Source organism: Billgrantia antri, from assembly GCF_017868935.1.
Taxonomy (GTDB): domain Bacteria; phylum Pseudomonadota; class Gammaproteobacteria; order Pseudomonadales; family Halomonadaceae; genus Halomonas; species Halomonas antri.
The window spans coordinates 3,727,921-3,746,023 of record NZ_CP053383.1 but is presented as its reverse complement, the minus strand read 5'-3'; the positions used below and the strand labels follow the sequence as shown (position 1 = coordinate 3,746,023).

Genomic DNA, 18,103 nt, shown 5'->3' with positions numbered 1-18,103 from the left:
GTCAGGACGGCAGTTCGTCAGGCGGTATCAGCGGGGCACGGCGCAGCTCGGCGAGATTGGCGCTGCCGGTGCAGAAGCAGGCGATTCGCAGCTGCTCGATGACGACCTGGAAGTGCTCGATGACGGCCTCGGTCGAGTGCATGGCACTCTGCAGTACCGCGGCGGCCTGCGCCACCAGGTCGGCTCCCAGGCGGATCGCCTTGGCGACTTCAACGCCGTTGCGGATGCCGCCCGAAGCGATCAGCGGGGTATCCGGCAGTGCCCGGCGAACGCTCACCAGTGCCTCGGCCGTGGGAATGCCCCAGTCGGCGAAGGCCATCGCCACCCGTCGTGCACTTTCGTTCCTGGCACGCTCGCCCTCTACCTGGGCCCAGCTGGTGCCGCCGGCGCCCGCCACGTCGATCGCTGCCACACCGGCCGCTACCAGCGACTGTGCCACCGGGGCCGATATCCCGGCGCCCACCTCCTTCACCACGACCGGCACGTCGAGTGCCAGGACCAGACGTTCGATGGCCTGCAGCACGCCGCTCCAGTCACGGTCGCCACCGGCCTGAACGGCCTCCTGCAGCGGGTTGAGATGCACGATCAGCGCATCGGCGGCGATCATCCCCACGGCGCGTCTGGCCCACTCGATCCCCTGGGGCTCGAGCAGTTGCGCTGCGCCGATGTTGCCGAGCAGCGGCACGTTGGGGGCGAAGCGCCGCAGGTCATGGGTCAGGCCATGATCGGCGCCGGACTGCAGGGCGACACGTTGCGAGCCCACTCCCAGCGCAATCCCCAGGGCCTCGGCCGCCTCCGCAAGGTGATGATTGATCGCCGCCGCCCGGGTGGCGCCGCCGGTCATGGAACTGATCAACATCGGGGCGCGAAGCGGCTTGTCGAACCAGGTCGTGCCCAGGTCGATGGCGTCGAGGTTCATCTCCGGCAGGGCGCAGTGACGGAAGCGATAGCGCGACAGGCCGCTAGTCACTTGGGAAGCGGCCTGCTCCATGCCCAGCACGATGTTCAGGTGATCGTTCTTGCGGTGGACCAGGTCATCGTCGGCCATGATGTGCCTCCTGGGAAGCAGAATTGCCGAGCCGGAGCGTCTCGTCGAATCAGCGTCTATATTACTAGGATATAGTTCTTGTGCAACGCTTGTATAAGATCCTAGTCTAATAGCATGACGCGTCAACCAGCAGTATCCATGGCGTTATCTATAGCTCGTCTTGGCTGGCGCCTGAAGGAGAATTGCGCAATGAACCTACCCGTGCCACGAATCGACGGCGTTTCCCAGGGCCCTGATGAGTTCGACGAGCTTCGCGATCGCCTTGTCGTGCGACTGGAGGCGTTGCTGCCCATGGCGGAGGGCGAGGAAGATCCGGTGGGGCTCGCCATGCGGGCGTGCCTGCTCTCGCCGGGAAAGCGCATCAGGCCGATGCTGCTGGTGCTGGCCGGGCAGGGCTTGGGTAGCGATGGCTCAGCCCTGGTGGATCTGGGGTGCGCCACGGAAATGGTCCATGGTGCTTCGCTGATACTCGACGACCTGCCCTGCATGGACAACGCCCAACTGCGACGGGGCCAGCCTACGATTCACCGCCAGTTCGGCGAGGACGTGGCGGTGCTCGCCGCCGTGGCCTTGCTGGCCGAGGCTTTTCGCCTGGTAGCCTCGACGCCGAGTGTACCGGCCGAGGCGCGAGCGCAACTGGTCGCGAGGCTGGCCGATGCGTCGGGTATGCGGGGCCTGGTGAAGGGGCAGTATCGTGACCTGCACGCCGACCCGCGCCTGCGTTCGGCGCAGGCCGTGGCGACCACCAACGCGCTCAAGACGGGGGCGCTGTTCGAAGCCGCCATGCTCATGGCGGCTGTCGTCGCCAAGGCGGACGAAAGGGCCACGACCGAGCTGAGCCTTTTTGCCCAGGCGCTGGGCCAGGCCTTCCAGCACTACGACGATCTCATCGACGAGAGCGGCGGCACTGGCAAGGATGCGGGGCAGGATCGAGGCAAGACGACGCTGATTGCCCTGCTCGGGGCGGAAACGGTGCGGTGGCGGCTCGGCAGCCAGCTGGAGCAGGCCGAGCGGCATCTGGCGGCGGTCTTCCCGCCGGAGCAGCCGATCCGGCGCTACGTCGAGGCGCTCTGCGTGCGGCTGATGAGTCCTACCTGAGGCGACGGCTCAAGATCTTTTCCCCTTGACCGCCTGATGCACCGGGGCTAACAACCGTTCGCTGAGTTCGGCGAAGCCGAGGCTGTCCTGGCGGGCTTCATAGAGCGCGGTAAAACTCGGCCAGCGGTGGGCGAGGTAGGCGTTGCGGCCCGCCTCGCCGGCGTTGAACGAATCGCCTTCGTAGGTGCTGGCGGCGGCGCGCCAGGCGTCGCTGGCGCGCTCGCTCTCCGGTGTTCCCAATTTGCTCAGCCACACGAAGGCGGTGTCGCAGGCCAGCGGCAGCGGCTGGCGCATGCCGGCCTGCCAGGTGCGGACGATCTCGCGCAGGTGCCCGCGGGCGGCTTCCGGGTCGAGGGGCGGCAGGGTGACGTGGCCGGCCTTGGAGAGCAGCAGGGTGGTCATGGGCCTGTCGTTCAGGTGCCCGGCCAGGTGCGCGACCCAGTGGCGCAGGATATGCGACCAGCGGTACTTTCCCTTCTTCACCAGGCTACTGCTGGCGAGCACAAGGCGGCAGCGCTCACCCGCTTCGCTTTCGCGCAGTTCGTCGAGCCAGTCTTCCAACGGCGGCGCGCCGGGTACGTTGAGCTGCACTGGTTCGGGTTCCTCCACCGCACGGGGCCATGCTGCCAGGGCTTCCTCGTAGGACTCGAACAGCTCCGACATGGGTTCAATGAGCTGGTCGCGCATGCGCTCGCCGAAGGCACCCATGGCCAGCACGCCTTGGCCCTGTAGCCGGTCGAGGGTATCGAGCATGGCGGGCTCGCGGGGCTGGCCTTCGTCCACTGCGCGGCGCTGCTCGCGAATCAGCAGGTCCTGCAATTGCCAGTTGGCCAGGCCGTCCAGGGCGAAGGGTTCGTGGTCGAGGCTGACGATGTCCTCACGTTCGAGATGAACCTTGAGGCGGGTAGTGAAGAAGGCGCGTGCCGGGTCGCGCAGGAAATTGCCGAGCTGTGCCAGCGTCAAAGGAGCTTCATGTGTGAACTCCTTGAGTTCTACGGCCGCTTCCGATGCAGCCGTTTCTCCATGCACCTCGCGCCACTCGTGGGCGTAGGTGAACAATCGCTGGGCCGAAACGCTGCGCTCGGCCTGCTGCACCTCGCTGGGAAAGTAGCTGCGGCTGAACGGCTGCAGCGGATGCTCGGTGGAGAGGGCTTCGAGCAGGTTGCTGCCGTCGGTCGTCTGCCATCCCGCTTCGAGATGATCGCGTAGCTGGCCGACCAGCACCGAGGGCGGTTTCTCGCTGTTGTCGACGATGCTGCGACCCACCCAGCTCACATAGAGCTGTTCGCGGGCGGAGAGCAGGGCCTCGAGGAACAGGTAGCGGTCGTCCTCGCGGCGCGAGCGGTCGCCGGGACGGTAGTCGCCGTTCATCAGGTCGAAGTCCATCGGCGGGTGGCTGCGCGGGTAGTCGCCGTCGTTCATGCCCAGCAGGCACACCCGCTTGAAGGGGATGGCGCGCATCGGCATCAGGGTGGCAAAGTTCACCGCCCCGGCGAGGAAGCGCTGCGACAGGCTTGGCTCGTCGATCTGGCTCAGCCAGTGCTCGCGCACTACCGAGAGCGGAAGCTCGCGGGTCAGGCCGGCTTCCTCGGCGCTCTCCTGCCAGCTCTGCAGCGCCTGTTCGAGCTGGGCCAGCATCAGGCTGTCTTCAGGCGCTTCCGCCAGAAAACTCGCCTCCAGCAGGGCGCGCAGGCGCTGCACCCAGCCGGCCACGTCGGTGGGTTCGCGCAGGCTGCGCCACTGCTGTTCCAGGGTTTCCAGCAGCGCGGCCAGCGGGCCGGCCAGCGCCGCTTCCAGCCCGCCGATGTCGTCGAACGGCTCGATGCCCTGCCAGGGGCCACTCGCGGCTTCGCCCACGGCGTAGCCCAGCAGCAGCCGGCGCAGGCCGAAGGCCCAGGTGTTCTGCTCCATGCCGGCGGGCAGGTCGAGGCTGCCGCGCTGGCCGGCGTCGAGCCCCCAGCGGATGCCGGCGCCCTCGACCCAGCGACGCAGGGTGGGTACGTCGTCTTCCTGGATGCCGAAACGCGCACGCAGGGCGGGCACGTCGAGCAGGTCGAGCAGGTCGCTCACCGAGAGGCGCAGTTCCGGCAGGCGCAGCAGCTTCTCCAGCGCGATCAACAGCGGCTGGCGGTGGCGGCTGCCCTGATCGGAGAGCGTGAAGGGAATGTAGCGCGGATCGTCGCGCTCGATCTGCCCTCTCGCATATTGACCAAAGACTGCCTGTACATGCGGCGCGTAGTGGTCGATGTCCGGCACCATGACGATCACGTCGCGGGGCTTGAGGTCGGGGTCGGCGCTGAAGGCGGCGAGCAGCTGGTCGTGCAGGATCTCCACTTCGCGCTGGGGGCTGTGGGCGACGTGGAAGACGATGGAGTCGTCGCGAGCCGAGTCCACCGCCGGCCAGGTTTCGCGGGTCTCGTGCAGTGGGCGCAGTTCGCGGATGTCGTCTTGCAACTGCTGCAGCAGCCGGCCGTCGCCTTCGCGTACGAAGGGCTCGAACAGGTCGATGCGCAGCGAGTCGGCGGCGAACAGGCGTTCGTACTGCTGGGCGTCGTCGTGTTCGTCCAGCAGGCGCAGGTAGTCGCGGCCCTGCTTGCCCCAGGCGGCCAGCAGCGGCTGGGCGTGCAGATGCAGGCTCTCTTCGCCATCTCCATCGCCGAGTACGTCGAGCCGTTCGGGCATGCCGGCCTTGCGCCGCTGCCGCCTTCGCGCTGATCTTAAAAGCTCCTTGTGCTCGATGATGTCGGCCCAGTAGTGCTGGCAGGGGTTGTGCACGCACAGCACGACCTGACAGCAGCGGGCGATGGCGGCCAGGGCTTCCAGCGCCTGCTGCGGCAGCGATGAAATACCGAACACCATCACCCGCCGCGGCAGGCCGGGTGGGCATTCGCCTCCATGAAGCTCGCGGGCGGCGTCAAGAAAACGGCGGTGCACCATGGCGCGGCTGGAGGCGACGCCGTCATCGCCCACGTCTTCGGCAACGCTTTTCACCACGGCCCGCCACAGGGCGGGCTGCCAGCGCTGGGTGTCGTCGAGCTGGCGGGCCTCGCCGCGGGCGGAGATCAGCACGTCCTCGCCGCGGGACCAGGCCTCGAGCCAGTCGGCGCGGTACACCTGGTACTGATCGAGCAGGTCGGCCAAGCGCTCGGCGAGCTGGTGGTGCTTGCGCAGGTCGCTGTCGCCTTCGAGGAAGCGGCGCAGCGGAGCGAACTCATCGCGCGGCATCAGCTCCGGCAGCAGGCGCAGCAGCCGCCACAGCAGGTGCGACTTGTCGAAGGGCGAGGTGGCCGGCACCGCGTTGGGGTCGCCTTCCACGTGGTTGAGCACCGCGCGGTAAGCCTGCCACAGGAAGCGCGCCGGCAGGGTGACGTCGAGCGCGGCGGCGATACCGCTGCCGCCGTCGGCCTCATCGGCAGCCAGCGCCAGCTTCATCCACTGGCCGATGCCGTTGCTCTGCACCAGGATGGTCTCGTTTTCCAGCGGCGCGAGCGGGTGGCGCTTCATCCACTCCACCGCCACGCCGCGCAGGTCCTCCAGGCGATTGCCGTGAACGACCATGAAGCCGGGGGTGAGGGCATTCTCCTGGGAAGCGGCGAATGGCATGGCGGGTCCTTGCTGCGAACTTGAATACAGTTTTGCAGTTTTACAGGTTTAAGCTTTTACCGTCATGCGGTTCCAAGCCGAGACGCCTATACGCATAGGCGCTTGTCTGGCAGGGAGCGCTGAGGCATGGTCTGGAGATCGTGCATTGCACTTCTTCATCAGGGACGACCATGGCCTACGATCTCAGCGAACGCCTGGTAATCGGGCTGGCATCCAGCGCCTTGTTCGATCTAGCGGAGTCCGATCGGGTCTTTCGCGAGCAGGGCGAGGCGTCCTATCGCGTCTATCAGCGGGACAACGAGAACAAGCCGTTAAACACTGGCGTTGCCTTTCCGTTCATCAAGCGTCTGCTGTCGTTGAACGAGCTTAGCCCGGACAACCCGCCCATCGAGGTGGTGCTGCTTTCGCGCAATGATCCGGAAACCGGACTGCGCGTCATGAAATCCATCGAACACCATGAACTGGGCATAACGCGGGCCATCTTCCTGCAAGGGCGCTATCCCCACCGCTTCATCCCGGCATTGAACATCAGCCTCTTCCTGTCGGCCAATCGTCAGGACGTCGACCAGGCGATCCTGGCCGGGCATCCGGCGGGACAGGTGCTGTCGTCGGGCGATCTCGACCTGACCGACGAAGAGGAGCTGCGCATCGCCTTCGACTTCGATGGCGTGCTGGTCACCGACGAGTCCGAAACCATCTACCAGCAGCAGGGGATCGAAGCGTTCCGCGACTACGAGCGGGCCAATGCACAGGTGCCCGCGGAGGCGGGCTTGCTGGCCGTTTTCCTGCGCAAGCTGGCCCATATCCAGTTGCTGGAGAAGCAGCGCGAGGAGGAAACCCAGGGCGACTACCGTCCCAAGGTCAGGGTATCCATCGTGACGGCCCGCAACGCGCCGGCTCATGAACGGGTCATCCATACCATGCGCAGCTGGGGCGTGACCGTCAACGAGGCCTATTTCCTCGGCGGCATTGCCAAGGAGCATGTCCTCGGCATCATCAAGCCGCATATCTTCTTCGACGATCAGGCCTCCCATCTCTCGGCCACCAGCGACATCCTGCCGTCGGTGCATGTGCCGTTCGGGCAGCTCAACCAGGGCCTCGTTTCCGGAGAGGAGGAGACAAGCCGAGCTGTTCACTCCCTGCCTGAAGAGAATTTGCCATGAGATTAGCGGGGGCCTGCCAAAAAACGACGAAGGGGGCCTAGGGCCCCCTTAATCAAAGTGCAGGCTGAAAGCTATTGCTTGCCTGCTTCTGCGTTGTGCTGTGCCGAATTGTCAGCGAGCACGATAGTGGAACTCCTGCCGTGAGATCAGCCCATCGTGGTTGCGATCCATCAGCACGAAGATTTCCGGTAGCGAACCCGCCTGGGCTTCCTGCCGGGAGATATCGCCATCGCTATCCAGATCCAGCCGGTCGAAGCTGTCCTGGCCGGCTGTGTTGGAGGAGGCGAGGTGCGGCAGAACCAGGGGACCTTCGCCCTGTTCGGCCAGGGTGGCACCCGCGGGAAGGGCCAGTGCCAGGAGCAGCGCGCTTTTCAGAGTTTTCATCGTTTGATTTCCCTTCGAAAAGTAGGTTGATGACGTTGAGCCGGTGGATTGCTCGACTGCACCCGGGCTCATGCCGGGCTGGCCGTGGGGCGAACCACGATCTCGCTGGTGTCCACCTCGTCGGGCTGATTGATGACATGGGCGATGGCCGCAGCGATGGCGTCGGGCTTGAGCGCGATCTGACGGAAACTCTTCATCGCTTCGGCGGCGCCGGCATCGGTGATGGTGTCGGCCAACTCCGACTCCACCACGCCGGGATAGACGCAGGTGACGCGGAGCTTGTCGTGCTCTTGGCGCAGCCCGTCGGAAATCGCTCGCACGGCGTATTTGGTCGCGCAGTAGACGGCGGCGGTGGGCACCACATAGAGGCCGCCGATGGAGGAGATATTGATCACCTGTCCGCTGCCCTGGGCCTGCATGGTGGGAAGCACGGCGGCGATGCCGTGCAGCACGCCGCGGATGTTGACGTCGATCATGCGGTCCCACTCGTCGAGCTTGAGCGAGGCCAGGGGGGAGAGCGGCATCACGCCGGCATTGTTGATGATGACGTCGATGCGCCCGTGGATCTCCAGCGCGGCATCGGCGAAGGCCTGCACGTCATCCCGCTGGGTGACATCCAGCGCGCGGTAATCCGCGCTGCCGCCCTCGGCGCGAATGGCTTGCGCCAGGGCTTCCAGCCTGTCGGTGCGGCGTGCACCGATGACCAGCCGGTGGCCGTGACTTGCCAGTAACCGCGCGGTAGCTTCGCCAATGCCGCTGCTGGCGCCGGTGAGAAGAATGACTTTGCTCATGGGATAGGCTCCGTATGGGTGGCTTGTGAGGACTTTCCCACCGAGCTCGCAATGAGCGATCCGTGAATTCCTGTGGTGGGAGCGTCGTTGGAACAAGCCTACGGAGGCGGCGTGGGTGCCGATAGAGCAAATCCTATTAGAATTTTGCCTAATCCTATTGGTCGGGCTTTTCTTGTGCGGGAATATGTAGAATATTGTTGCCTAAAAATTAATCCGTCAGTAAGTGAAAAGGTGCTTGTTCGATGACATCGAGGCCCGCCAGCCTTCCTCGTGAGCGAATGGTCGAGCTGCTGTATCGGCTCGTGCCGCATGAGGGCTACACCCAATCCATGCTGGATGGGGTGCGCTTCCTGCGCTCGAATCGTTCATTGAAGCTGACGCCGGTACTGTACGAGCCGAGCATCGTCATCGTGTGCCAGGGGCGCAAGCGAGGCTATCTGGGCGATGAGGTGTATCTCTACGATGCCCTGCACTATCTCATACTGTCGGTACCGCTGCCTTTCGCATCCGAGACCGAAGCCAGCCCGGAGGAGCCGCTGCTGGCCATTTCGATTCGCCTGGACATGGCCGTGGTGGCGGAGCTGGTGTTCATGCTGGACCAATTGGGCGAGCGCTCGGTGGCGCCGCCGCGAGGCATGCTCTCGACGCCGCTGGGCGAGCCCATGGCGGATGCCACGCTCAGACTGATCGAGGCGCTGGCCTCGCCGCTGGAGGCGCAGGTGCTGGCGCCGGGCATCGTGCGGGAGATCTGTTTCCGCGTACTGGTAGGCGAGCAGGGCGGAAGCGTGCGTGCGGCGCTGGCTCATCAGGGCCAGTTCGGCAGGATCGCCAAGGCACTGCACCGCATCCACGCGGATTATGCCGAGCCCCTGGAGGTGGGGCGCCTGGCCAGCGAAGTCGGCATGAGCACGGCAGTCTTCCATGTGCACTTCAAGGCGATAACGCAGACATCACCGCTGCAGTACATCAAGTCGACGCGGCTGCACCAGGCCCGGCTGCTGATGATCCGTGATGGCCTGCCCGCAGCGGCTGCTGCTGCTCGGGTGGGCTACCAGAGCCCTTCGCAGTTCAGCCGCGAGTTCAAGCGCTTCTTCGGCCGGCCTCCCGGTGAGGAAGTGCGTGAAATGAAGGCCTCGCTGGCGTTGTTGCCACCGGCTCAGGCGGCGGGGCTGGCGCTGACGCATTGAGCGGTGCCGCGACGGGTGTAGGATGGAAGGCCTTTACCGAATGCAGCAAGGGCTGGCCATGAGCGACTATCTGCTGGAAGAGTCACCGCTGAGCAGCGGGGCCATTTATCGCATGTTCTGCGGCACGATCTGTCCGCGCCCCATCGCCTGGGTCTCGACCCATGACCGAGACGGCAACACCAACCTGGCGCCGTTCTCCTTCTTCAACGTGGTGAGCGTGGCGCCGCCGGTGCTGGGCTTCTCTCCGCTGCTCAATGGCGAAGGCCAGCCCAAGGACACCATTCGCAACCTGGAGCAGGTGCCGGAGTGCGTGGTGCACATCAGCGGCGAGGCGCTGGTCAATGAACTGAACGCCACCAGCGCCAGCTTGCCGGCGGGAGAGGACGAATTCGCCCTTGCGGGGCTGGAGAAGGTGACCATGCCGGGGCTCTCGGTGCCGCGGGTGGCGGCGGCCCCGGTGGCCTTCGGCTGTCGGCTGCGTGAGATCGTTCGTTTCGGCGACCAGCCCATGGCGGGTTGCCTGGTACTGGCCGAAGTGGTCTCGATCCACATTGATGATGCCATCTGGAACGGGCGTCACGTGAGCGTCGAGGCGCTCAAGCCCATCGGCCGCATGGCGGGCAGCGACTATGCCCGCACCAGCGATCTGTTCGGGCTGGAGCGTCCGGCGTGAGCTGGTGGTGACTGGGCGACAGGTTCTTGGTTGCCTCAGTCATTGGGCTCTTCGGCGTGCAGGCGGCGCCAGCGCTGGGGCGTCATGCCCAGCCGCCGATGGAAGTGGCGGGTGAAGTGCGACTGGTCGTAGAAACCGCATTCGTGCGCGATGTACGACAGCGGCTCGCTGCCGGCCAGCATCATCTCGCAGGCCCGGGCCAGGCGACGGCGGTTCACGTAGGCCAGTGGCGGTTCGCCGAAGGTCAGCTTGAAGGCATGCGAGAAGTGGCTGAGGCTGAGTCGTGCTTCGGCGGCCATCTCATTGACGTGGATCGTCGCGTCCAAGTGGGTGTCGACGAAGGCAATCACGCGGCGGATCTGCCAGCCGACGAGCCCGCCATGAAGTGCCGGTGCCGGCGCGGTTGCCAAAGGCGCCTGGGCCAGCAGCAGCAGGGCCTGGGCCAGGCTGTTGCGTGCCGCTTCCTGGTCCCGGGCCAGGGTCGCCGTGGCCTCGTCGAGCAGTTGGATGAGTCGTTCTCGCAACTCGTGGATGGTGCTGGGTACTCGCTGTGTCCCGGCCGGTAACGGCGTCATGGCATCGCCCCCGAAAGTTTCGGACATCCTGGGCGAAGCTGGGGCTTGATCGCTCAGAGGGTCTGGTTCCGTTGAACGGGCCGATAAGAAGTATAGGCCAGCCCTACCGTCGACCATTCCCATTCGAGCCTACGGTTCAGCTGAATTACCTCCTCAAGCACAGACGCGAGTGCTCAGGCACTCGCGTCGGCAGGGCAGAGATAGCGCGATCAGTTGGGATGGTAGTCATACTCCTGGCGGCTGAGAAAGCCGTCGCGGTTGCGGTCGAGCTCCCAGAACGCGTCTGACAACGAGACTCCAACCGTTTCGGCTTGATTCAGCCGCCCGTCGCGGTCGGTATCGAGCTGGTCGAAGTGACGCTTGATCAAGGGAGCCTGCATGCTGCCGCTACGCGTCATCATGGGCTCATCCTCGGGGGACGGGCGATCGGCGAGCGCCGTACCGGGGACGAGGGACAGGGTGAACAGTAGCGCTAGAGTGCGAAGCCTCATGGTGGCGACCTCCTGTCATGGTTGATGGGGAACGAGCCAGGGCCAACTCGTCATATCCATGATGGGACGTCGCCCACGGCCAGGCTTGCCCGGCCGTGCGGTGGTTTGCACGTTTCTGCTGTGCCAAACGATGGAGTCGTCGTGACCGCATGAACGCCGACTCTTCACCGCAGGAGATTAAAGCTCCCCGGCCAGTTTCTTTTCCACCAGTTCGAGCCGATCCTGCCCCCAGAACGGCTCCCCGTCGACGTCATACCAAGGAGCACCGAAGCAGCCGGCGGCGATGGCTTGCTCGCAGGCTTCATCGAGGCGCTGCTGGCCCGACTCCGTGTCCGCTTCCTGCAGTAGCGCCCGGCCGTCCAGGCCGTAGCTATCGGCGATCTCGCCTAGCGTGGCGTGGTCGGCAATGTCACGCTCCTCGGCCCAGCAGGCCCGCTGTATGGCCAGCGTCAGCTCGGCGATGTCGTGGCCCCGGGCCTTGGCGGTCAGTAGCAGGCGTGCCGCCGGGCGGTCGTCGACGGGGAAGTACTTCGGTTGCGGGTTGAGCGGGATGCCCAGCAGGCGCGGCCAGCGCCTCAGCTCCGCCAGGCGGTAGGCCTGGCGCTCGGGAGCGCGCTTGGGCAACGGCACCCCGCCCGTTCTGGGGAAGATGCCGCTTACCGTGATCGGCACATAGTCGACCGTGGCGCCGTGGCGGGCGGCGATCTCACCGAGGCGGGCGTGTCCCAGGTAACTCCAGGGCGATACCGGGCTGAAGTAGTAGGTGATGCGCTTGGACATGGGGGGCTCCTCTCGACCGTTGCATACGGTTTCCAGAGGCTAGCTCGCCTGGCGCAAGGTGTCCTGGTTTTGCGTCGATGAGCGGACGGCACTAACGCAAGCGGCTGCCGATAGTGGCGCGAATACCAAGCTCTCAGTCGTTTTGACTACGTTTTTACTCGCATGAAAGCACTATGGTCAGCCCTTGGTTCATCATTCGTACAAAAAGAACGAGTCCCCCCTCATGCGCTCCCGATTCCGCTCCCTTCGACTGCTCGTCGTCGCCCTGGCCGGTGCCTGTCTTCTCGCCGTGGCCACTGCGCTGGTCAGTTATTCATTGGTGTCCGCATCGAGTACCCAGGAGGTGGTGGCCGAGCACACCCAGTCACTGCTCGAGAGCAGCATCGACGAGCGGCTGGCCTCGCTGGCCAATGCCCAGGCCGAACGCATTCGCAATGAACTGGATCGGGCCCTGACCCTGGCCAGCCAATTGGCCCACACCAATGCCCTGATGGCCATCCCCGGGGATGACGGCCGTCCTCAGCTTCGCCTGAGGCGTGAAGAGCTCTCCCGGCTGGTGCGTCATACGGTGGCCGAGAATGCCCAATTGCTGGACGCCTATATCGGCTGGGAGCCCAATGCCTTCGGTACCGATGCCAGGTATACCGAGACCGGGTTCGGCGAGGGTAGCGGGCGCTTCCGGCCCTGGTGGGTCCGCGAGTCCGATGGCAGCATGCGTCTCGGGTTGCTCAACGAGGACAACATGGAGAGCGAGGCGCCGCTGGGTAACGGCATGCGGCGTGGCGACTACTATCTCTGCCCACGCGATACCCTGGCGCCCTGCGTCATCGACCCGGCGGCCTACGACTACGCGGGTGTCATGTGCATGGTCACCTCCTTCAACGTGCCGATCCTGGCGCAGGGCCAGTTCCGCGGCATCGCCGGCGTCGACCTGTCGGTGGACTTCACCCAGGAATTCCTTACCCAGGCCAACCAGGGGCTCTATGACGGCGCCGGCGAGATGGCGCTGATCGCCTCGCTGGGCAGCGTGGCGGCCTATACCGCCGATGCTGAAGCCCTGGGGGGCGCGGCCGGAGAGGTGCTGGGCGATGCCGTCCACCAGCGTATCCTCGAGACCCAGCAGCGCGGCGAAATGCGCAAGGTCGAGGATGCCGATGGCATGCTCGAACTCTACTGGCCGTTCTCCGTCAGCGAGGCCGAAGCGCAAGCGCCCTGGGTGCTGCTCATACGCCTGCCGCGGGAGGTGGTGCTGGCCGAGCTCGGCGCCCTGCAGCGTACCCTGGAGGACCAGCGCAACCAGCATCTGCTGGGCATGGTGGTGGTCGGGCTGATCGTTGCCGGCCTCGGTCTGGTGGCGATCTGGCTGGTCGGTGGCAGCATTGCCAGACCGCTGCGCGAGCTGGCCGGACGCATGCGCGAGATCGCCTCCGGCGATGGTGACCTGACCCAGCGCTTGCCGATCAAGGGGCGCGACGAGAGCGCCGAGCTGGCCACGCAGTTCAATGCCTTTGCCGACAAGATTCACGACGTGCTGCTCGAGGTGCGGGTGAGTAGTGAGGCGGTACGTGTCGCTGCCACCGAGATCGCCAGCGGCGGCCAGGATCTGTCGCGACGCACCGATACTGCCGCCGCCAGCCTGCAGCAGACCTCTGCCTCGATGGAGGAGATCACCAGTACCGTGGAGCACACCGCCGAGTCGGCGCGCGAGGCCAATGCGCTTTCTCAGTCTGCTTCAGAGGTGGCGGCACGTGGCGGTGAGGTGGTGTCCCGGGTGGTGACCACCATGGACGAGATCACCGACGCCTCGCGCCAGATCGCCGAGATCGTCACGGTGATGGACGGTATCGCCTTCCAGACCAACCTGCTGGCGCTGAACGCTTCGGTCGAGGCGGCCCGGGCCGGCGAGCAGGGGCGCGGCTTCGCCGTGGTGGCCGGTGAGGTGCGCCAGTTGGCCAGCCGCTCGGCGGCCGCCGCGCGCGAGGTAAAGGCCCTGATCGACGCTTCGGGATCCAAGGTACGCAGCGGCTCCGACTTGGTCAGCCAGGCCGGCGCGACCATGAACGAGATCGTTACCAGCGTTTCCCGGGTAAGCGACGTACTCCAGCAGATCACCGCGGCCACCGGCGAGCAGAGCGACGGCATCGGCCAGGTCAATGTGGCGGTCGCCGAGCTGGATCGCATGACCCAGGAGAATGCCGCCCTGGTGGAAGAGTCCAGTGCCGCTGCCGAGCGCCTCGAGGAGCAGTCGTTGCGCCTGGCCGAGGTGGTGGGCGCCTTCACCCTGGCCGATACGAATGCCCGCGCTCCGCTATGGACGCCCGCCGCCTTGCCTGCCCCGCGGACCGAAGCGAGCGCCTATTGATCGGTCGCCAAGTCAACCCAGCACCTTGCCCTCGCGCCAGTAGCCCATGCTGCTGACGTAGCGCTTGGGCAGCCCGCACTCGTTGACCAGGTAGCGGCGGATGCCCAGTGCCACCTTGCTCTCGGCGGCGATCCAGGCGTAGAAGGGGGCGTCGTCGTCGGTCGCTGCGGCTTCCCAGAGCAGGCCGTCGTCGGGTGCTTCGTGGGAGTCGGCGCTGTCGGGCGTGCCGCCCAGGCTGGCGATCTCGGCGCGCAGGTCGATATCGCGCACCGCGCGCAGCAATTGCTCGCCATGGGCACAGCCGGGCCTCGTGTCACGAGGTAGCCAGCGCACCTTGGCCTGCGAGGGGAGTGTCTGGGCATCTCCACCCAGGGGGACCTCGATCAATGCGTCCACCCGCGGTTGGTCGGCACGTGCAGCCAGCTCCTCGAGAATCCCGGCCGCCGCGGGCAGTGCGGTCTCGTCGGCCACGACGAGAATGCGCTTCACGCCACGCGGCGGCTTCCACTCGTAGCCCACGCCGAGGTTTTCCACCTCGCTGACCGGAGCGGTCATGGCCAGGCGGTCACCCGGCTGGGCGCGCATGGCCCAGCGCGAGGCGGGGCCTTCGTCGCCGTGCAGCACGAACTCGACGTCGACCTCGCAGCGCTCGGCCCGCAGGGCGCGAATGGTGTAGGTGCGCATCGGCGGGCGCAGGTCGTCCGGCATGGCGCGATAGGCGGCGTACCAGTCGTCGGGCTCGCCCTCGACGCAGTCGAACAGGGCATCGAGGCTGCCGCATGCGGTGGGGAAGAACAGTTTGATGCGCTGGTCCGGCGCGTGAGTGGCCATGCGCGCCACATCGGGGCCGGTGAAGGTGAGCCTGGCCAGCGAGGGGCTGACCTGGGTGCGGCGGGAAAGGGTGATGTCGAAGACTTGGTAGCTCTGCTTGGCCATGGTGCCGGGACTCCGCGTGAGATGGCAGCAGGCTAGCATTCTCGATAATCATTCTCAATATTATTGCGCCGCCGAGCGGAGCGCGAAACGCGGCCGCCTGATGACCGTCAGGCGGCCGCCACCGATCAGCGATAGATGTCCTCGTAGCGCTTGCGCAGCTCGTTCTTCTGCACCTTGCCCATGGTGTTGCGTGGCAGGGTGTCGGTGAAGAATACCCGCTTGGGCTGCTTGTACTTCGCCAGTCGCCCCTCGAGATGATCGAGCACCTGCCGCTCCACAAGTTCGGCGCCCGGCTGCGGTACCACCACGGCGGTCACGCCCTCGCCGAAGTCCGGGTGCGGCACGCCGATAACCGCGGACTCCACCACGCCCTCGAGCTCGTCGATCACCTGTTCGACCTCCTTGGGGTAGACGTTGTAGCCGCCCGAGATCACCAGGTCCTTGTCGCGCCCGACGATGTGCACGTAGCCCTGATCGTCGATCATGGCCAGGTCGCCGGTGACGAAGAAGCCGTCGTCGAGAAGTTCCTCGCGGGTCTTCTCGGGCATGCGCCAGTAGCCGATGAAGACGTTGGGGCCGCGGATTTCGAGCATGCCGATCTCGCCCTGGGGCACCGGCACGTGACTTTCGCGATCGGTGATGCGGTACTCCACTCCGGGCAGCGGCATGCCCACAGTGCCGGCACGACGCTCACCGTCGTAGGGGTTGGAGAGGTTCATGTTGGTCTCGGTCATGCCGTAGCGCTCGAGGATGGCGTGGCCGGTCTTGGCCTGGAACGCCTGGTGGGTCTCGGCGGTGAGCGGGGCGGAGCCGGACACGAACAGGCGCATGTTGGCGGTCGCTTCCGGGGAGAGGCGCTCGTCGGCGACCAGGCGGGTGTAGAAGGTCGGCACGCCCATCAGCACCGTGCCGTGCGCCATCTCCTCGAAGATCACGTCGGCATCGAACTTGGGCAGGAACAGCATGCTCGAGCCGGCCATCAGGGTGACGTTGCAGCCGACGAACAGGCCGTGGGTATGGAAGATCGGCAGCGCGTGGATCAGGCGGTCCTCGGCGCTGAAACGCCAGGCTTCCTTCAGAGTGGCGGCGTTGGAGCCCAGGTTGCGGTGGGTCAGCATGGCGCCCTTGGAGCGCCCGGTGGTGCCCGAGGTATAGAGAATCGCGGCCAGGTCGTCGCTGGCGCGCGGCTCGATGGCGTCGAAGGGGGCGGTGCGCTGCGCCAGGTCCATCAGGCTGCCATCGGCATCGGTGCCGAGCGTTTCCACCGCCGGGCAGCCGCTCTCGCCGGCCACCGTGCGGGCCTCATCGAGGGCGGCGGGGCGGCAGACGAACAGCGCCGGCTCGGCGTCGGAGAGGAAGTAGCGAATCTCGTCGGCGGTATAGCCGGTATTGAGCGGCAGGTAGACGCCACCCATGCGCAGGCAGGCCAGATAGAGCAGGATCGCCTCGGGGCTCTTGTCGACCTGCACGGCGACCCGGTCGCCCGGGGTCACGCCCAGCTCGGTCAGGGCACCGGCCAGGCGGGCGCTGGCGCCCAGGGCATCGCGATAGGAGTAGCGACGGCCTTCGCGAGTGGTGATGAAATCGGCGTCGCCGCGGTCGCGCATGCGGGCGGCGAAGGTGTCGAAGAGGTTGTGACTCATTTGGCAAGCTCTCCCTTGGCCATTTTGCGAGCGCGGCGGTTGAGATCGCGGACCTCGCTGGAACAGACCACCGTGGCGTTGGCCGTGTAGTTCTCGTGATTTCGCTCGATGTCATCGAGTACGTAGAGGTAGTTGACCATCAGCCCGGCCGCCTGCTTCACCCCCTTGGGGGAAGTGTCGCCGAGCCAGTTGATGCGATGCAGCTCGGCGCCGTTGCCGAGATGGAAACGGGCCACCGGATTGAGCGGCAGGCCGCGGGCGTTCTTCTCCTCGACCAGGTAGCGGGCGGCCAAGGGCTTGATGACCGCCCTGAGGCGCTCGCTCTGGGCCGGGTCGAGGTGCCAGTCGGGAGCGTCGAGTTCGTGCAGTACCTGGCGCAGCTCGCCGGGCAGCGCCTCGTCGTCGCGCCGTTCGGCGAGCCAGTGGGCGAAGCCCGGCACCGGCGAGAGCGTGACGAAGTGCTTGAGCTGGGGCAGTTCCAGCTTGAGCTCCTGCACTACCTGCTTGATCAGGAAGTTGCCGAAGGAGATGCCGCGCAGGCCGGTCTGGCAGTTGCTGATGCCGAAGAAGGCGGCACTGTCGGCGGCCTCGGGGTCGTCGATGTCGCGTTGCCCGGCGCTCTCGCCCGAGAGGATGGGCTGGATGCGGTCGGGCAGACCCTTGCACAGCGCCACCTCGACGAAGATCAGCGGTTCGTCGCCGATGGCCGGATGGAAGAAGGCAAAGCAGCGACGGTCGCGGGCGTCGAGGCGGCGGCGCAGGTCGTCCCAGTCGCGGATCTCGTGTACCGCCTCGTAGCGAATGATCTTCTCCAGGATCGAGGCCGGGGTGTTCCAGTCGATGCGCTTGAGCACCAGGAAGCCGCGATTGAACCACGAGCCGAACAGGTGGGCGAAGTCTGCGTCGATGGGCTTGAACGCCGGCTGCTCGCGCAGCCGCTCAAGCAGTCCCTCGCGCATGCGCACCAGCGCATGAGTACCCTCGCTGGCCAGGTTGAGGCGCCGGAAAAGCTCCTGGCGGCGCGGTTCGCAGGCCTCGAACAGGGCGTGCAGGCTGGGGTTGTCGCGCTGCTCGCGATAGGTCTCGTAGGCCGCGTCGATGCGTGCCGGGTCGGCGGCGAAATCGCGGGCCAGGCCCTCGAAGAAGCGGGTGCGTTCGTCTTCGCTCAGCTGTTGGTACATGGCCAGCGCACGGCTGGCCAGGCTGATGCTCGAGGCCTCGCCGTCGCTCTCCAGCAGCCCCCGGCAGGCGTCGAGCAACTGAGCGTGGTCGGGTGCGGTGAGCCCGCCCTGCCGACGCCATAACCGCGCATCGCGCTGGGTGATGCTGTTGAACAGCTCTTGCAGGAATGACATGTTCATGCGTCTTG

At 66.0% G+C, this 18,103-nt stretch carries 15 protein-coding genes; 5 read left to right on the top strand and 10 right to left on the bottom strand.

Going from position 1 to position 18,103, the window contains the following annotated elements; translation table 11 throughout:
* Nucleotide 1: 1 nt before the first annotated feature.
* Nucleotides 2-1,048 (bottom strand): type 2 isopentenyl-diphosphate Delta-isomerase, encoded by a 1,047-nt coding sequence (gene fni / locus HNO53_RS17295; RefSeq protein ID WP_209473825.1) that lies wholly within the window; start codon nt 1,046-1,048, stop codon nt 2-4.
* Between the two features lie 189 nt (nt 1,049-1,237).
* Between fni and HNO53_RS17290 the strand changes: the two genes are divergently transcribed.
* Nucleotides 1,238-2,146, top strand: coding sequence for a polyprenyl synthetase family protein (locus tag HNO53_RS17290; protein ID WP_209473824.1), 909 nt, complete (start codon nt 1,238-1,240; stop codon nt 2,144-2,146).
* A gap of 9 nt (nt 2,147-2,155) precedes the next feature.
* On the opposite strand, the gene recC is transcribed toward HNO53_RS17290, so the two are convergent.
* Complete coding sequence (gene recC / locus HNO53_RS17285) at nt 2,156-5,749, bottom strand: exodeoxyribonuclease V subunit gamma (RefSeq protein WP_209473823.1); 3,594 nt, start codon at nt 5,747-5,749, stop codon at nt 2,156-2,158.
* A gap of 170 nt (nt 5,750-5,919) precedes the next feature.
* On the opposite strand from recC, the gene HNO53_RS17280 reads away from it, so the two are divergent.
* Entirely contained in the window at nt 5,920-6,912 is a 993-nt protein-coding gene (locus HNO53_RS17280) for a 5'-nucleotidase (RefSeq protein ID WP_242597460.1), read from the top strand.
* A gap of 111 nt (nt 6,913-7,023) precedes the next feature.
* Here HNO53_RS17280 and HNO53_RS17275 read toward each other — a convergent pair whose 3' ends face one another.
* Together HNO53_RS17275 and HNO53_RS17270 are read right to left on the bottom strand one after the other, a co-directional pair.
* Entirely contained in the window at nt 7,024-7,296 is a 273-nt protein-coding gene (locus tag HNO53_RS17275; protein WP_209473822.1) for an EF-hand domain-containing protein, read from the bottom strand.
* Between the two features lie 68 nt (nt 7,297-7,364).
* Nucleotides 7,365-8,087: an SDR family oxidoreductase gene (locus HNO53_RS17270; RefSeq protein ID WP_209473821.1), complete on the bottom strand. Its 723-nt coding sequence runs from the start codon at nt 8,085-8,087 to the stop codon at nt 7,365-7,367.
* Nucleotides 8,088-8,329: 242 nt separating this feature from the next.
* On the opposite strand from HNO53_RS17270, the gene HNO53_RS17265 reads away from it, so the two are divergent.
* Together HNO53_RS17265 and HNO53_RS17260 are read left to right on the top strand one after the other, a co-directional pair.
* On the top strand, nt 8,330-9,274 hold the full coding sequence (locus HNO53_RS17265) for an AraC family transcriptional regulator (protein ID WP_242597459.1): 945 nt from the start codon (nt 8,330-8,332) through the stop codon (nt 9,272-9,274).
* A 58-nt stretch (nt 9,275-9,332) separates the two neighbouring features.
* A complete protein-coding gene (locus tag HNO53_RS17260; RefSeq protein WP_209473820.1) occupies nt 9,333-9,947 on the top strand; it encodes a flavin reductase family protein in 615 nt (204 codons plus the stop codon).
* A gap of 35 nt (nt 9,948-9,982) precedes the next feature.
* Here HNO53_RS17260 and HNO53_RS17255 read toward each other — a convergent pair whose 3' ends face one another.
* The 3 genes from HNO53_RS17255 to HNO53_RS17245 all read right to left on the bottom strand — a co-directional run bounded on the left by HNO53_RS17255 (nt 9,983) and on the right by HNO53_RS17245 (nt 11,793).
* Complete coding sequence (locus HNO53_RS17255; RefSeq protein WP_209473819.1) at nt 9,983-10,522, bottom strand: helix-turn-helix domain-containing protein; 540 nt, start codon at nt 10,520-10,522, stop codon at nt 9,983-9,985.
* A 209-nt stretch (nt 10,523-10,731) separates the two neighbouring features.
* Entirely contained in the window at nt 10,732-11,013 is a 282-nt protein-coding gene (locus HNO53_RS17250) for an EF-hand domain-containing protein (RefSeq protein WP_197451090.1), read from the bottom strand.
* 177 nt (nt 11,014-11,190) lie between these two features.
* Nucleotides 11,191-11,793 (bottom strand): 2-hydroxychromene-2-carboxylate isomerase, encoded by a 603-nt coding sequence (locus tag HNO53_RS17245; RefSeq protein ID WP_209473818.1) that lies wholly within the window; start codon nt 11,791-11,793, stop codon nt 11,191-11,193.
* Between the two features lie 223 nt (nt 11,794-12,016).
* Here HNO53_RS17245 and HNO53_RS17240 point away from each other — a divergent pair, with 223 nt between their 5' ends.
* A complete protein-coding gene (locus HNO53_RS17240; RefSeq protein WP_209473817.1) occupies nt 12,017-14,155 on the top strand; it encodes a methyl-accepting chemotaxis protein in 2,139 nt (712 codons plus the stop codon).
* A gap of 12 nt (nt 14,156-14,167) precedes the next feature.
* Here the strand turns inward: HNO53_RS17240 and HNO53_RS17235 are convergent, their stop codons facing one another.
* The 3 genes from HNO53_RS17235 to HNO53_RS17225 form a co-directional block, all read right to left on the bottom strand.
* Nucleotides 14,168-15,091, bottom strand: a complete 924-nt coding sequence (locus tag HNO53_RS17235; RefSeq protein ID WP_209473816.1) for a siderophore-interacting protein — start codon at nt 15,089-15,091, stop codon at nt 14,168-14,170.
* 125 nt (nt 15,092-15,216) lie between these two features.
* Nucleotides 15,217-16,734 (bottom strand): malonate--CoA ligase, encoded by a 1,518-nt coding sequence (locus HNO53_RS17230; RefSeq protein WP_209473815.1) that lies wholly within the window; start codon nt 16,732-16,734, stop codon nt 15,217-15,219.
* Nucleotides 16,731-18,095, bottom strand: coding sequence for a malonyl-CoA decarboxylase (locus HNO53_RS17225; RefSeq protein WP_209473814.1), 1,365 nt, complete (start codon nt 18,093-18,095; stop codon nt 16,731-16,733). Before HNO53_RS17225 ends, HNO53_RS17230 begins: the two co-directional genes overlap by 4 nt.
* Nucleotides 18,096-18,103: the final 8 nt, after the last annotated feature.